Below are 13,528 nucleotides of genomic sequence, written 5' to 3' on the forward strand. Positions count from 1 at the left end.
TTGCGGCACAACGCAGTCAGGCTTGCGCGGGATGCACCGCCACCGTCGCGGCCTTCACCGACAGCGTCACGGACGAGCCCGGCTCCAGCTCCAGGTCGGCGACCGCCGCCGGCGTCAGGTCGGCGGTCAGGCCCTCGGCCCAGCCGCCGCCGGTCACGCGCAGCCGGATCACGGGCCCGTGCGGTTCCAGGGCCGCGACCAGGGCCTCGGCGGTGTTGCGCGGGCTGCCGTGGTGCTCGCCGTCGTGCGGGTACACGGCCACCGCGCTGGGCTCGAACACCGCGACCGCGGCCTCCCCCACCACGGCGTCCGGCGAAAGCAGCCCCGACACCAGGTCACCCGACTTCGTGCGCAGCCCCTCGGCCTCCGCGAGGCCCGCAACCAGGTTGAGCCCCGCGATCCGGGCCGTGAACGCCGTGCGCGGCGCGGCCAGCACCTCCCGTGTGGGCCCGCGTTCGACGATCCGCCCGCCCGACATCACGGCCACGTGGTCGGCCAGCGCGAGCGCGTCGAGCGGATCGTGCGTGACCAGCACCGTGGTCGGCCCGCCGCGCAGCACCCGCCGCAGCAGGCCGCGGATCGCGGGCGCCGCGTCCACGTCGAGAGCGGCGAACGGTTCGTCGAGCAGCAGCAGCGACGGCGTCGAAGCCAGCGCCCGCGCGATCGCCACCCGCTGCTGCTGGCCACCCGAGAGCTGGCCGGGCCGCCGGCGCGCGAACGCCGACGCGTCCACCTCCGCCAGCCACATCTGGGCGACTTCCCGGGACTTCACCCTGCCCGCACCGGCCGAACGCGGGGCGAAAGCGACATTGTCCAAAGCGGACAGATGCGGGAACAGCAGCGCGTCCTGCGACAGCAACCCGACCCCCCGCGCGTGCGGCGGCAGGTTCACCTTGTCCCCCGCCAGCACGCGGCCGGACAACGTGATGTCGGCCGACGTCACGGGCACGAGCCCGGCCAGGCCACCGAGCACAGTGGACTTTCCCGAGCCGTTCGGGCCGAGCAGCGCCAGCACCGTTCCCTCGGGCACGGTGAACTCGACGTCGAGGGAGAACGTGCCGCGCGAGAGCGCGATCCGAGCCGAGAGCGTCACCGGAAACCACCTTCGAACGACCGCGGCCGCGCCACCGCGATGACCACGATCGCCACCACGATCAGCAGCAACGCGAGCGCCACCGCGCTGTCGACGTCCACCTCGGCCTGCGTGTAGACCTCCAGTGGCAGCGTCCGCGTGACGCCTTCCAGGCTACCGGCGAACGTGATGGTCGCGCCGAACTCACCCAGCGCGCGGGCGAAGCTGAGCACCACGCCGGAGCCGAGCGCCGGCAGCAGCAGCGGCAGCGTCACGCGGCGGAACACCGTCCACGGCCGCGCGCCGAGCGTCGAAGCCACCTGCTCGTAACGGTCGCCGGAGCCGCGCAGCGCGCCTTCGAGGCTCACGACCAGGAACGGCATGGCCACGAACGTCTGCGCGATCACCACGGCCGCGGTCGTGAACGGGATCTGCTGGCCGGTCAACGCGTTGATCAGGATGCCGAGGAAACCCTTGCGTCCGAGCAGGTACAGCAACGCGAGGCCACCGACCACGGGCGGGAGCACCAGCGGCAGCAGCACGATCGAGCGCAGCAGCCGCGTGCCGCGCACGCGCGAACGAGCCAGCACGACGGCCAGCGGCACACCGAGGATCACGCACGCCACCGTCGAGAGCAGCGCCGTGATCATCGACAGCTTGAGCGCGGCCAGCGACGATTCGGAGATCAGGAGAGACGGGAACCGGGCGACGTCCGAGCGCACGAGCAGCCCGACGACGGGCAGCACCACGAGCGCGAGCGCCACCACGGCGGGGATCCAGAGAACAAGGGGAACCCGCGAATGCGGCGGCCGTTGCTCGACCGCCGCACCGCGTCGCCCCTTACTGAGCCGGGCCAAACCCGATCTTGGTCAGCTCGGCCTTGCCCTGCGCGCCGAGCACGAAGTCGTTGAACTCCTTGGCCAGAGCGGCCTGCGGAGCGTCCTTCACGACGGCGATCGGGTAGTTGTTGATCGCGCCGGAAGCCTCCGGGAAGTCCACCTTGTCGACCTTGTCCGCGGCCGAGGTCGCGTCGGTGACGTAGACCAGGCCCGCGTCGGCATCACCCGACTGCACCTTCGCCAGCACCTGCTTGACGTCGGTCTCTTCGCTGGCCGGCTTCAGCGTCACGCCAGTGTTCGTCTCGACCTTCTTCGTCGCCGAGCCGCACGGCACCTGGGCCGCGCAGACGACGACGGTCAGGCCTGCCTTGTTCAGGTCGGCGAACGTCTTGATGCCCTTGGGGTTGCCCTTGGCCACGGCGATCGCCAGCTTGTTGGTGGCGAACACCGTCGGCTGGCCGTCGATCACCCCGCCCTGCGTGGCCTTGTCCATGTTGGCCTGGTCGGCGGAGGCGAACACGTCGGCCTTGGCCCCGTTGTCCAGCTTCTGCACGAGCGCCGACGAGCCCTCGTAGTCGAACTTGACGGTGACACCCGGGTGCGCCGCCTCGAACTCCTTGCCGAGCTCGTTGAACGACTCGGTGAGCGACGCGGCGGCGAACACCGTGAGCGTGCCCGTCGCGCTCGAGCCGGCGGGCGACGGCACCGCCGGGCCGCCGGAGCCCGGACTGGTGCTGGCCTCGTCGTTCGCGCTGCACGCACCGGCCAACAACGCGACCGCCGCTACGGCGATGGCGAGCTTCTTCATCTGTTTCCTTCCGGGGTCTCCACCACGACGGTGGTCGCCTTGACAACGGCCACCGCGAGCACACCCGGGCGCAACCCGAGCTCGCGGACGGCTTCTGAACTCATCAGTGACACCACTCGGTGCGCCCCGCACTGCAGCTCGACCTGTGCCATCACCTTGTCGGCGGTGACCTCGGTGACGAGCCCCACGAAGCGGTTGCGGGCGGAGCGGCCGACTGCCGACGGGTCCTCGGGACCGGCGGCCTGCGCGCGGGCGAACCCCGCCAGCTGGGCACCGTCGACGACCTTCCGGCCGGCGGCGTCGTCCGTCGCGGTCAACTGACCGCCGCGGACCCAGCGCCGGACGGTGTCGTCACTGACGCCGAGGAGCCGGGCGGCCTCGGACAACCGAAATTGCGGCATGGCCGGAAGATTATCGCCGCAGTTGAGGAAAAGCTATGTGAAACGTGAATTGTCGAGCACTTCGTTGTGTGACGCTTCAAGTATTGCGTTCTGGTAACGCTCGGGGTTTGCCCGGACGGTCCGCAGCCCTCGCCCGCGACCGCTGATCGAGTCGGCCGATGACCCACGTCACAGCCGGTGTGGACAGTCGGGTTCGCGCCGCAATCCGCCCCGCTGCCAGGAGTTCTGCGCCCCGTCCTGCGAGGTCGGGGGCGGTGCGGTCGATTCCGGACAGTCGCGCCGGCGCCGGCGCGCGAGCGGCCCGGCCGGGTCTGTGAGCGGGCGGTCACGAGGAGGTCACCGACGGCTCGCGAGAGGCCCTTCATCGGCCGACCCGGTGATAAGGACGAGTCGGCTTTTCAGGCGTTCACGAGTTAGGCTGTGCGTAATGACAGCAGTACATCTCGGGTTTCCTCGCGTCCCCGGTACACGAGGTTCGTCCGGCGCGCCCTCGGCACCCCGGCCCGATCATCCCGGCTTGCTCGACCAGTTCGGCCGCGTGGCCACGGATCTGCGGGTTTCGCTCACGGACCGCTGCAACCTGCGCTGCACGTACTGCATGCCCGCCGAAGGCCTCGACTGGATGCCCGGCGAGCAGGTGCTCAGCGACGACGAGCTGGTGCGGCTGATGCGCATCGCCGTCGAGACGCTGGGCGTCACCGACATCCGCCTGACCGGCGGCGAGCCGCTGCTGCGCCCGGGTCTGGAGGACATCGTGGCGCGGATCACCGCGCTCGAGCCTCGGCCGCGGGTTTCCATGACCACCAACGGGATCGGGCTCGCGAAACGGGCGAAGGGCCTCGCCGAGGCCGGCCTGGACCGGATCAACGTGTCGCTCGACACCGTGGATCGCGCCCTGTTCGAGCAGATCACCCGCCGCGACCGCCTCTCCCACGTGCTGGCGGGCCTCGCGGCCGCGCGCGACGCTGGGCTGGCGCCGGTGAAGGTCAACTCCGTGCTGATGCGCGGGCTCAACGACCACGACGCCGTGCCACTGCTGCGATTCTGCCTCGAAGAGGGCTACCACCTGCGGTTCATCGAGCAGATGCCGCTCGACGCGCAGCACGGCTGGAACCGCGGCGAGATGATCACGGCCGAAGAGATCCTGAGCATGCTGGGCGAGGAGTTCTCGCTGTCGCCGTTCCCGGCCGCCCGCGGCGGCGCGCCGGCCGAGCGGTGGCTGGTCGACGGCGGACCCGGCGACGTGGGTGTGATCGCGTCGGTGACCAGGCCGTTCTGCTCCGCGTGCGAGCGCACCCGGCTCACGGCCGACGGCGCGGTGCGCTCCTGTCTCTTCTCCAACGACGAGACGGACCTGCGCGCCCTCGTGCGCGCGGGCGCGCGCGATGAAGAGGTAGCGGACGCGTGGCGGGCCACGATGTGGGGCAAGCTCGCCGGCCACGAGATCAACGAAGCCGGGTTCGCGCAGCCGATCCGGCCCATGAGTGCGATCGGCGGATGACATGTCACCCCAGTCTCTGGAACCGATGACCGTGCTGGTCCGCTACTTCGCCTCCGCCCGCGCGGCGGCGGGAGTGGAAGAGGAGAAGCTGAAGCTTCCTGAGGGCTCGACCGTCGCGGACGCCGTCCGCCTGGTGCGCGAACTGCATCCGGGACCGCTGCCGCGCATCCTCGACGCGGCGAGCTTCCTGTTGAACGAGGTTGCCGTCCGTAATCAGAATCGCGCCCTCAGTGACGGAGCGCAACTCGACGTGCTCCCACCCTTCGCCGGCGGCTGACCCTCGCGAGACCCCGCCAGACCCGGCTCAGTGGCTCACTGGGCCCTTGAACCCTCCTGTCCGGCCATTTGGTCCGGACCACGCCGAGCGGCGCTCAAGGCGCCTTGAGCGGCCATTTTTGTCAATACCTACTCTCCGGAGTAGTTCGCTCACGGCGTATTCCCGGACACCCACAGAACCACTCGACGTGCACTGGCAGACTTCGCACTGAGTGGTTTAAGGTGCCCAACTCAAAGGCCGCGCGAATGGACCGTTGACGCCTTATCGACGTGATCCAAGCCTCACGATCTGTGAAATATCTCGGGCAGAAAACGGGCAGATAACGGCCCTCTGACCTGCGCAAACATGCCGATCGCGAGAGGTTGCGTGCTGTTACTGTGACGTAGGTCACATGCCGAATGATTTCCGATCACGGCTCTCATTACGTACCGTCGCTTTTCGGTTGGCCCCGACCAACCGAGCAAGACCGGGAATCCGTAGTGCCTAGCCCTGTCCAGCGGATCCCCGGACCCATACCCCGAGCGAAAGCATTTCCGGACAGGGACGAGGGGACGAAGACCGCGCGTCGTGCGCAGTCCGCGTCTGCCGCCCGGCAACGGGCGGACGGGCTCCCAACCCGGCCCTCAGCCTTCGGGCTCGTAGGCGCAGGAAAACCGAGAAGTATTCTCATGTCTTACCGAGGCAAGCACCGCAAGATGTCCGCCGCCACCCGCACCATCGCCCGCGTCGCTGTCGCGGGTATCGCGGTCGGCGCGCCCATCGCGATCGCCGCGACCCCCGCGTCGGCGACCAACTGGGACGCTGTCGCGCAGTGTGAGAGCAGCGGCAACTGGAACACCAACACCGGCAACGGCTACTACGGCGGCCTGCAGTTCACGCAGAGCACCTGGAAGGCCTACGGCGGCACCGGCAGCGCGTCGAGCGCTTCCCGTGAGCAGCAGATCGCCGTGGCCGAGCGCGTTCTCGCGGGTCAGGGCGGCGGCGCGTGGCCGAACTGCTACGGCAAGGGTGCCGGCGGCTCGACCGCCGCGCACAAGTCGACGAAGTCGACCAAGTCGACCTCGAAGTCGACTGCCAAGAAGTCGACGACCCCCAAGAAGAGCACGAGCGCCCCCAAGAAGGTCGCCAGCACTCCGGTCACCGGCGTGCCGAGCTCGAACCCGAACGGTGACTACACCGTCGTGTCCGGCGACAGCCTGTCGAAGATCGCCAAGCAGCTCAACGTTCAGGGTGGCTTCCAGAAGCTGCAGACCCTGAACAAGTCCTACATCCCGAACCCCGACCTGATCCTGGTCGGTCAGAAGATCGCCACCAAGTGACTCCTGACCTCCTCGTGAGGTCGTGAAGTCCTTCAGGGCGCAGCGTTCGGTTGGCTGTGATCCGACGAAAGGGCCCCACCGCGAATTTCCCCCGGCGGTGGGGCCCTTCGTGGGGTCTGACGAACGGCCATTGCCGCAGCGGATCAGGGTGAGTTGACCCATTCGTCGGAGCCGTCGGTGAAGTGCTGGTGCTTCCAGATCGGGAGCCGGGCCTTCACCTCGTCGACGAGCTCCGCGCAGGCCGAGAAGGCCTGGCCGCGGTGTTCGGCGGCGACAGCGCACGCCAGCGCCACGTCGCCGATGGCGAGCGGACCGACGCGGTGGCTCACGGCCACGGCGCGGACACCCGTCCAGCCCGTGGCGAGCTCGGTGACGACCTGGGCGAGCACCTCGCCCGCGGTGGGGTGGCCTTCGTAGACGAGGTCGAGCACGCCCTTGCCGCCGTCGTGGTCGCGCACGACCCCGCCGAAGGTGACGACGGCGCCGGCCGCGTCGTCCTCCACGAGGCGGGCGTGCTCGTCGACGGACAACAGCTGGTCGCTGACCTCCGCGCGGAGGATGCGGACCGCGGGTGTGCTCGGGGTCTTGGCTTCGAGCGGATCCGCCGGCAGCGAGTCCGCGGCGAGTGCGTCGGCGACGGACGCCGAGTTCTCCGTGGACTCAGCGGCTTGTTCGGCCTTGGCCAGCTCTTCTGAAGCAGGTCGTGGGTGGTCGCCGCCGGCGAGCTGGTCCACGGCGTGGTCGAGGATCCCCTCCAGCACGCCCAACCCGTCCTTCACGCCGCCGCGCGAGCCGGGCAGGTTGACGACGAGCGTGCGGCCCGCGACACCCGCGAGGCCGCGCGACAACACGGCCGTCGGCACGTGCGGCAGGCCCGCGGAGCGAATCGCGTCCGCGACGCCCGGAAGCTCGTAGTCCAGCACTTCGCGCGTGACGTCCGGAGTGCGGTCCGTCGGCGAAATGCCCGTGCCGCCTGTGGTCAGGACCACCGCGACGCCCTCGGAAACCGCCGCGCGCAAGGCGATCCCCACCGGTTCGCCGTCCTCGACGACCACCGGGCCGGGCACCGCATAACCGCGCGCCGCGAGCCACTCCACGAGCACCGGCCCGGTTTTGTCCTCGTAGACGCCCTTCGCGGCGCGGTTGGACGCCACGATCACCCGTGCCTCGCTCATGACTGCCGCTCCCACGTGCCGGTCTTGCCGCCGTCCTTGCGGATCAGCCGGACGTTGTCGAGCGTCGCGGCCGGATCCACGGCCTTGATCATGTCGTGCAGCGTGAGCCCCGCGACCGCGACGGCCGTGAGGGCCTCCATCTCGACGCCGGTGACGTCGGTGGTCTTCGCCGTCGCGCTGATGTGGACGGCGCTCCCGTCCAGTTCGAACTCCACCTTCACGCCGGACAACGCGATCTGGTGGCACAACGGGATGAGTTCCGGCACGCGCTTGGCGCCCATGATGCCGGCGATCCGGGCCGTCGCCAAGGCGTCGCCCTTCGGTAACCCGTTGGCGGACAACAGATCCACCACTTCGGCGGTGGTGTGCACCGTGCCGCCGGCGAGCGCTGTGCGCGCGGTCGCAGTCTTGCCGGAGACGTCGACCATCCGCGCGGCGCCGGTTTCGTCGACGTGGCTGAGTTCACTCACCCCACGAGGCTATGCCAGCGGTGTCCCGGCCGACAAAAAGGCCCCGTCACCGCGGTAAGCGATGACGGGGCCTCCAGGGCCTGAGGAACTCAGCCGGCCGTGGCCTCCGCGCGGACGGCCGCCTTCACGGCCTCCGCGACGGCCGGGGCCACCGCGTTGTCGAAGACGCTCGGCACGATGAACGACGCGTTGAGGCGGCTCTGGTCCACCACGTCGGCGATCGCGTCGGCGGCCGCCAGCAGCATGTTGTCGTCGATGTTGTGCGCGGCGGCGTCGAGCAGGCCGCGGAAGACGCCGGGGAACGCCAGCACGTTGTTGATCTGGTTCGGGAAGTCGCTGCGGCCGGTGGCGACCACGGCGGCGTGCTGCTGCGCCTCGAGCGGGTCGATCTCCGGGTCCGGGTTGGCCAGCGCGAAGACCACGGCGTCCTTGTTCATCGTCGCCACCTGCTCGGCGCCGAAGAGGTTCGGAGCGGAGACGCCGATGAAGACGTCGGCGCCGACCAGGGCCTTGTGCAGCGTGCCGGCCTGCTTGTCGCGGTTGGTGTGGTTCGCGATCCAGGTGAGGTTGTCGTCGAGGTTGCCGCGGTCCGGGTGGACGATGCCGTCGATGTCGGCGGCCACGATGTCACCCGGGTTCTTTTGCAGCAGCAGCCGGATGATCGCCGAGCCGGCCGCGCCGACGCCGCTGACCACGATCTTGCAGTCCTCGATCTCCTTGCCGACCACGCGCAGCGCGTTGCGCAGTGCCGCGACGACCACGATCGCCGTGCCGTGCTGGTCGTCGTGGAACACCGGGATGTCGAGCTGCTCACGCAGGCGCGCTTCGATCTCGAAGCAGCGCGGCGCGGCGATGTCCTCGAGGTTGATGCCCGCGTAGACCGGCGCGATCGCCTTGACGATCTTGATGATCTCCTCGGTGTCCTGCGTGTCCAGGCACACCGGCCACGCGTCGACGCCCGCGAACTTCTTGAACAGCGCGGCCTTGCCCTCCATCACGGGCAGCGCGGCGGCCGGGCCGATGTTGCCGAGGCCGAGCACGGCCGAGCCGTCCGTGACCACGGCCACGGTGTTGCGCTTGATGGTCAGGCGGCGCGCGTCCTCGGGGTTCGCGGCGATCGCCTGGCACACGCGGGCGACACCCGGCGTGTACGCGCGGGAGAGGTCGTCACGGTTGCGGAGCGCTACCTTGGGCGTGACCTCGATCTTGCCGCCGAGGTGGATCAGGAACGTCCGGTCGGAGACCTTGCGGACCTTCACGCCCGGCAGCGAGTCGAGCGCCTGGGTGATGTCCTGCGCGTGGTTCTCCGACAGCGCGTTGGCACTGATGTCGACCACGATCGTGTCGGCGTGCGACTCGACGACGTCGAACGCCGTGAGCACCCCGCCGACGCGGCCGACGGCGGTGGTGAGGTCACCGGCGGCCGTGGAGGAAGCCGGGGCCTCGACCCGGACGGTGATCGAATACCCGGGACCGGGAACCGGCATGGCACTAACTCCCCGCTGGGAAACCTGTGGCTAGGACACTTCGAACACTAGCCCCGTGACCGCCGCCACCTGACCCCAACCGGGTGACCGACCAGTAACTACGGTCGTTTCCCCAGAAGTGGGGAATCAGCGGTTGATTTCCGTCTCCGGGTGCACGTAGGGCACCGAGTCGAGCGGGAACGTCAGGTCGCCGAACGGCGACAGCGCGCCCTGACGGTCGGACGCGAGCTCCGACACGGGGTGCTCACCGTCTTCCGCCGGCCAGGTGGGGTCGATGCCCTTTTTCCTGCCGTTCTCGCCCTTCGCCACAACGCCCTCCATTGACCTGGTGCCGTCGGTTCGCCCACAGTCTGCCCGAACACCCCCGGCGCCCGCTCACCCGCCCGGTATCCTGGACGTCTATGCCCGCGACCTCTCTGGCGGACTGGCTGCGTGCGGAGTCCGACGACGCACTCGCCGACCTGCTGCGCACCCGTCGCGATCTGTCGACCCCGCCGCCTTCCGACACCACCGTGCTGGCCACGCGCGCCGGCACACCGGGCTCCGTCGCGCGAGCTTGCGAGGACCTCGACACGTTCACGTTGGCGGTGCTCGACGGCCTGCTCGTGGCGGGAGCGGACACCGCGCCGGTTTCGCTGGCTTCGGTCGCGGCACTGGTCGGAACAGACATTTCGGGCCCGCTGACGCGGTTGCGTGCGCGGGCGCTGGTGTGGGGCACGGACGACGAGCTGCGGGTGCCTCCGGCGGCGCGTGACGCGCTGGGGCCGTTCCCGGCGGGCCTCGGGGCGCCGTCGCCGGTGTTGGCGGCTTCCGACTTGGCGGCGCTGCTGGCGGAGGTCGGCGAGGACGAGCGCAAGGTGCTCACGGCGCTGGCCGCGGGCCCGCCGATCGGGCGCACGCGTGACGCGAGCTTCGACGTCTCGCTGTCCGACGCGGCCACGCCCGTACAGAAGCTGCTGGCGCGCTCGCTGTTGCTGCGCCGCGACGACCAGACGGTGGAGCTGCCGCGCGAGCTGGGGCTATTGCTGCGCGGCGGGGCGGCGTTCGAGGCGGCCACACTGGTCGAGCCGAAGCTGCCCGTCCATCCACATCAGACGGACACTGTGGACTCCACGGCGGCCGGCGAGGCGATGGAGTTGTTGCGGCAGACGGAGACACTGCTGCGTTCCTGGTCGGCCACACCGCCGCCCGTGCTCAAGTCCGGCGGGCTGGGCGTGCGGGAGCTGCGGAAGATGGCGAAGGACCTCGAGTCCGACGAGGCGCGCGCTTCCTTCGTCGCGGAGCTGGCCGTGGGCGCCGGCTTGGTGGCCGACAGCGAGGCGACGACGCCCGAGTGGGTGCCGACCACGCTCACGGATTCGTGGCTCGCGTCGCCGACGGTGCAGCGCTGGATGACGCTCGCGCAGGCGTGGCTGGAGCTGCCACGGCTGCCCGGGCTGAGCGGCGGGCGGGACGCGAAGGACAAGCCGATCGCGCCGTTGTCGGAGGATCTGCGTCGCCCGCTGGCGCCGGTTGCGCGCCGTCGGGTGCTGGTTGCTCTGGGGGATCTGGCGCCTGGCTCCGGCGTGAAGAGCGTGGACGAGCTGGTGGCCGTGCTCGCGTGGCGCGCGCCGCGGCGGGGCGGACGGCTGCGTGACGAGACCGTGCGCTGGACGATGGCCGAGGCGTCGGCGCTGGGCCTGGTCGGCCTGGGCGCGCTGACCACCGCCACTCGGCTGCTGCTGGAGGACGACCGCCCCGGCGCCGTCGAGGCGATGCACGACGCGCTGCCCAAGCCCGTCGACCACGTGCTGGTGCAGGCGGACCTCACGGTCGTCGCGCCGGGACCGCTCGAGCCCGAGCTGGCGACCGCCATGGCCGCCGTCGCCGACATCGAGTCGGCCGGGCACGCGACGGTCTACCGCGTCACCGAGCCGACCGTGCGCCGCGCCCTCGACACCGGCCGTACCGCCGACGAGCTGCACGCGCTGTTCCGCTCCAAGTCCGCCACCCCCGTGCCGCAGTCGCTCACGTACTTGATCGACGACGTCGCCCGCCGCCACGGCCGCCTCCGCGGCGGCGCCGCCGGGTCGTTCCTTCGTTGTGACGACGAGGCCTTGCTGGCCGAGGTCCTCGCCCACCCCGTCGCCGCGGAGTACGACCTGCGCATGATCGCGCCGACGGTCCTCATCAGCCCCGTGCCGCTCGGCGAAGTCCTGGAAGCCTTGCGCGGCGCGGGTTTCGCGCCCGCCGCCGAAGGCCCCGACGGCCGCGTCGTCGACATCCGCCCGTCCGGCCGCCGCCTCCCCGCGCGCGCCCGCGCGGCCCGCTCGCGCCCCGGCGAGCAGGCCGTCCTCACCGACGACCAGGCCACGCGCATCGTCGCCAACCTCCGCGCCGGCGACGCGGCCACCGCCCGCCGCCGCGGCTCCGCCGTCCGCGCCCACTCCGGCGGCGGCGCCGACACCACCGCAACACTGGACCTGCTCTCCCGCGCAACCCTCGAACGCCGCGAAGTGTGGATCGGCTTCGTCGACTCCCGCGGCACGGCCAGCCAACGCGTCGTCCGCCCGGTCCGCGTCGGCGGCGGCGTGCTGGAGGGGACGGATCACGAGCGGTACCCGTTGCACCGGATCACTTCGGCCGCGTTGGTGGAGGAGTAGGTCCTCCACCGTCCTCAGAGGTTGCGCCGCCCTGCCTCACGCGGATGGTCTGCCCCGTCCGAGCAGTCGGCTCAGTTCGCCGGCGAGGGCGACCGATGCCTCGATCTCGGCCTTGCGGATGGACACGCTTTCCACCAGGAAGCCGAAGGGCAGACCGAGTTTGCGGCAGAAGGCGGTCAGGTCGCGGGCGGTCGTCAGGCAGTGCTGGTAGGACTCGGCCAGTGTGTCATCGGCATGACGCAGGGAGTTTTCCAGCCAGCGTGGGACGTGGACGCCAAGCCACTTGAGGAAAGCCAGCGTCTTCACCGAGCCGCACACCGAGAGTGTGAACACGACGGGCTTCGGTTCCAGCTGCTGCTCGCGGCAGGCGTAGTAGTAGTCGGAGACCATGCTCTTCGCCGCGTCGGAGCTGTAGATCACCTGCGAAATGAAGTACGCGCAGCCCGCCTGCTGCTTGGTGATCAGTCGCCGGTGCTCGTCGGGGCGTTCGGTGATGGCGACGCCGCCGAGCAGCAGGTCCGGGCGGGCGTCCCGGCGCAGCGCCTGAGCCTGGGACAGGCGGGTCCGCACCTCCTTGTCCCTCGAAGACGCGCCGACGAACACAGTGAGCACGCGGTCAGAGTCGGCTGTCTGCAACCAGGTCCGCAGGTGCGCCTCGGTGTACTTGCCCACGCAGCGGTAGACGACCGCCGGCCGGTGCCACTCGCCGAGGTATTCCGCGTGGTACACGGCGGGATCAAGGGTCGGCAGGTAGGGGAACGGCCGCTCCGCCGGGTTGCGGTCGCTCTCGTCGTCGATGTCGTACAGCGCCAGACCGTCGACCTCGAGGGAGTCCAACCGCGCCAACGTCGCCGCTGTGATCTCCCGGATCCGCTCGGGATCGGTACTCAGACGGGGCGGCGTGATGCCGAACAGCAGGATCTCACTGCCGGCTTCGGTCACCAGCGTCCGGAGAGCGGCGCTGTCGCTGTGGTCCACCATGCGCGGAAGCTAGCAGCTTCATCCGTCGGACGGCGCTCCCCCGTCAGAGGTTGCGCAGGCCCCGCAGGACACGCTCCATGAAATCGCGCGAGGAGCGGTCGCCCAGGACGAGTTCGGTTTGGTGGATGAGGACCAGGCCGATGTCGGCCATGTCGCCGACCAGGATTTTCACCACGCCGAGGGGCAGGTGGAGGTGGGCGGCGATCTCGGCGACCGAGCGGGTGTCCAGGCAGAGGTCGCAGATGCGGCGGTGCTCGATGGAGCGCACGCCCCGGTAGCGGCGGCCGTCGTCGCTGGTGGAGACGAGGGCTTCGAGGGCGAGGTTGTGGTCGGAGCGGGTGCGGCCGCGGGTGCGGGCGTAGGGGCGGACGCGGGATTTGGCCGGTTTTGCCACCGGGGGCACGTCTTCGCGAGACCACGCCTGCTCGGACTCAGGTGAGTAGGGCTCGGCCGCGTACTGATCCTGGTGTGCCGCAACGGGTTCAGGCGCGTACTGCTCAGCCTCGGACTGGTGCGCGGCACGCTCGGGCGAGTACTGCTCAGCCGGGTACGACTC

At 70.4% G+C, this 13,528-nt stretch carries 13 protein-coding genes and 1 pseudogene; 4 read left to right on the forward strand and 10 right to left on the reverse strand.

Features of this window, described 5'->3' with window-relative positions; genetic code table 11:
• Positions 1–16 precede the first annotated feature (16 nt).
• From AB0H62_RS27370 to AB0H62_RS27385, 4 genes are all read right to left on the reverse strand, one after another.
• Positions 17–1,093: an ABC transporter ATP-binding protein gene (locus AB0H62_RS27370; RefSeq protein ID WP_360589023.1), complete on the reverse strand. Its 1,077-nt coding sequence runs from the start codon at positions 1,091–1,093 to the stop codon at positions 17–19.
• Complete coding sequence (locus AB0H62_RS27375; RefSeq protein WP_255638758.1) at positions 1,090–1,848, reverse strand: ABC transporter permease; 759 nt, start codon at positions 1,846–1,848, stop codon at positions 1,090–1,092. The genes AB0H62_RS27370 and AB0H62_RS27375 overlap by 4 nt, the downstream gene beginning before the upstream one ends.
• A 64-nt stretch (positions 1,849–1,912) precedes the next feature.
• Positions 1,913–2,719: a molybdate ABC transporter substrate-binding protein gene (gene modA, locus AB0H62_RS27380; RefSeq protein ID WP_360589025.1), complete on the reverse strand. Its 807-nt coding sequence runs from the start codon at positions 2,717–2,719 to the stop codon at positions 1,913–1,915.
• Positions 2,716–3,120, reverse strand: a complete 405-nt coding sequence (locus AB0H62_RS27385) for a TOBE domain-containing protein (protein WP_220244619.1) — start codon at positions 3,118–3,120, stop codon at positions 2,716–2,718. Before AB0H62_RS27385 ends, modA begins: the two co-directional genes overlap by 4 nt.
• A 427-nt stretch (positions 3,121–3,547) precedes the next feature.
• On the opposite strand from AB0H62_RS27385, the gene moaA reads away from it, so the two are divergent.
• The 3 genes from moaA (at position 3,548) to AB0H62_RS27400 (ending at position 6,217) form a co-directional block, all read left to right on the forward strand.
• Positions 3,548–4,621 (forward strand): GTP 3',8-cyclase MoaA, encoded by a 1,074-nt coding sequence (gene moaA, locus AB0H62_RS27390; RefSeq protein ID WP_220244620.1) that lies wholly within the window; start codon positions 3,548–3,550, stop codon positions 4,619–4,621.
• Positions 4,622–4,646: 25 nt separating this feature from the next.
• The gene (locus AB0H62_RS27395) at positions 4,647–4,898 is read left to right on the forward strand and encodes a MoaD/ThiS family protein (RefSeq protein WP_220244621.1); all 252 of its coding nucleotides are present in this window, start codon (positions 4,647–4,649) and stop codon (positions 4,896–4,898) included.
• 668 nt (positions 4,899–5,566) lie between these two features.
• Positions 5,567–6,217 carry a transglycosylase family protein gene (locus AB0H62_RS27400; RefSeq protein WP_220244622.1) on the forward strand — a complete coding sequence of 217 codons (651 nt, stop codon included), beginning with the start codon at positions 5,567–5,569 and terminating at the stop codon, positions 6,215–6,217.
• Between the two features lie 143 nt (positions 6,218–6,360).
• Here the strand turns inward: AB0H62_RS27400 and AB0H62_RS27405 are convergent, their stop codons facing one another.
• From AB0H62_RS27405 to AB0H62_RS27420, 4 genes are all read right to left on the reverse strand, one after another.
• A complete protein-coding gene (locus AB0H62_RS27405) occupies positions 6,361–7,392 on the reverse strand; it encodes a molybdenum cofactor biosynthesis protein MoaE (protein ID WP_220244623.1) in 1,032 nt (343 codons plus the stop codon).
• The gene (gene moaC, locus AB0H62_RS27410; RefSeq protein ID WP_220244624.1) at positions 7,389–7,862 is read right to left on the reverse strand and encodes a cyclic pyranopterin monophosphate synthase MoaC; all 474 of its coding nucleotides are present in this window, start codon (positions 7,860–7,862) and stop codon (positions 7,389–7,391) included. The genes AB0H62_RS27405 and moaC overlap by 4 nt, the downstream gene beginning before the upstream one ends.
• Before the next feature lie 89 nt (positions 7,863–7,951).
• Positions 7,952–9,349, reverse strand: a complete 1,398-nt coding sequence (locus AB0H62_RS27415; RefSeq protein ID WP_220244625.1) for an NAD-dependent malic enzyme — start codon at positions 9,347–9,349, stop codon at positions 7,952–7,954.
• A 126-nt stretch (positions 9,350–9,475) separates the two neighbouring features.
• Positions 9,476–9,658, reverse strand: a complete 183-nt coding sequence (locus tag AB0H62_RS27420) for a hypothetical protein (RefSeq protein ID WP_220244626.1) — start codon at positions 9,656–9,658, stop codon at positions 9,476–9,478.
• A 92-nt stretch (positions 9,659–9,750) separates the two neighbouring features.
• On the opposite strand from AB0H62_RS27420, the gene AB0H62_RS27425 reads away from it, so the two are divergent.
• Positions 9,751–11,991, forward strand: coding sequence for a helicase-associated domain-containing protein (locus AB0H62_RS27425; protein ID WP_360589029.1), 2,241 nt, complete (start codon positions 9,751–9,753; stop codon positions 11,989–11,991).
• 36 nt (positions 11,992–12,027) lie between these two features.
• Here the strand turns inward: AB0H62_RS27425 and AB0H62_RS27430 are convergent, their stop codons facing one another.
• Positions 12,028–12,972: a 5,10-methylenetetrahydrofolate reductase gene (locus AB0H62_RS27430; RefSeq protein ID WP_220244628.1), complete on the reverse strand. Its 945-nt coding sequence runs from the start codon at positions 12,970–12,972 to the stop codon at positions 12,028–12,030.
• A gap of 43 nt (positions 12,973–13,015) precedes the next feature.
• Positions 13,016–13,348, reverse strand: a pseudogene (locus tag AB0H62_RS27435) (DUF742 domain-containing protein); the annotation flags it as partial.
• Positions 13,349–13,528 lie beyond the last annotated feature (180 nt).

The organism is Amycolatopsis sp. NPDC050768 (assembly GCF_040654155.1).
GTDB lineage: Bacteria > Actinomycetota > Actinomycetes > Mycobacteriales > Pseudonocardiaceae > Amycolatopsis.

Bases quoted from the DNA above. Each gene is read 5' to 3' on its own strand.
- modA (WP_360589025.1), bottom strand. From the start codon at position 2,719: ATGAAGAAGCTCGCCATCGCCGTAGCGGCGGTCGCGTTGTTGGCCGGT.
- AB0H62_RS27385 (WP_220244619.1), bottom strand. From the start codon at position 3,120: ATGCCGCAATTTCGGTTGTCCGAGGCCGCCCGGCTCCTCGGCGTCAGT.
- moaA (WP_220244620.1), top strand. From the start codon at position 3,548: ATGACAGCAGTACATCTCGGGTTTCCTCGCGTCCCCGGTACACGAGGT.
- AB0H62_RS27395 (WP_220244621.1), top strand. From the start codon at position 4,647: ATGACCGTGCTGGTCCGCTACTTCGCCTCCGCCCGCGCGGCGGCGGGA.
- AB0H62_RS27400 (WP_220244622.1), top strand. From the start codon at position 5,567: ATGTCTTACCGAGGCAAGCACCGCAAGATGTCCGCCGCCACCCGCACC.
- AB0H62_RS27405 (WP_220244623.1), bottom strand. From the start codon at position 7,392: ATGAGCGAGGCACGGGTGATCGTGGCGTCCAACCGCGCCGCGAAGGGC.
- AB0H62_RS27415 (WP_220244625.1), bottom strand. From the start codon at position 9,349: ATGCCGGTTCCCGGTCCCGGGTATTCGATCACCGTCCGGGTCGAGGCC.
- AB0H62_RS27425 (WP_360589029.1), top strand. From the start codon at position 9,751: ATGCCCGCGACCTCTCTGGCGGACTGGCTGCGTGCGGAGTCCGACGAC.
- AB0H62_RS27430 (WP_220244628.1), bottom strand. From the start codon at position 12,972: ATGGTGGACCACAGCGACAGCGCCGCTCTCCGGACGCTGGTGACCGAA.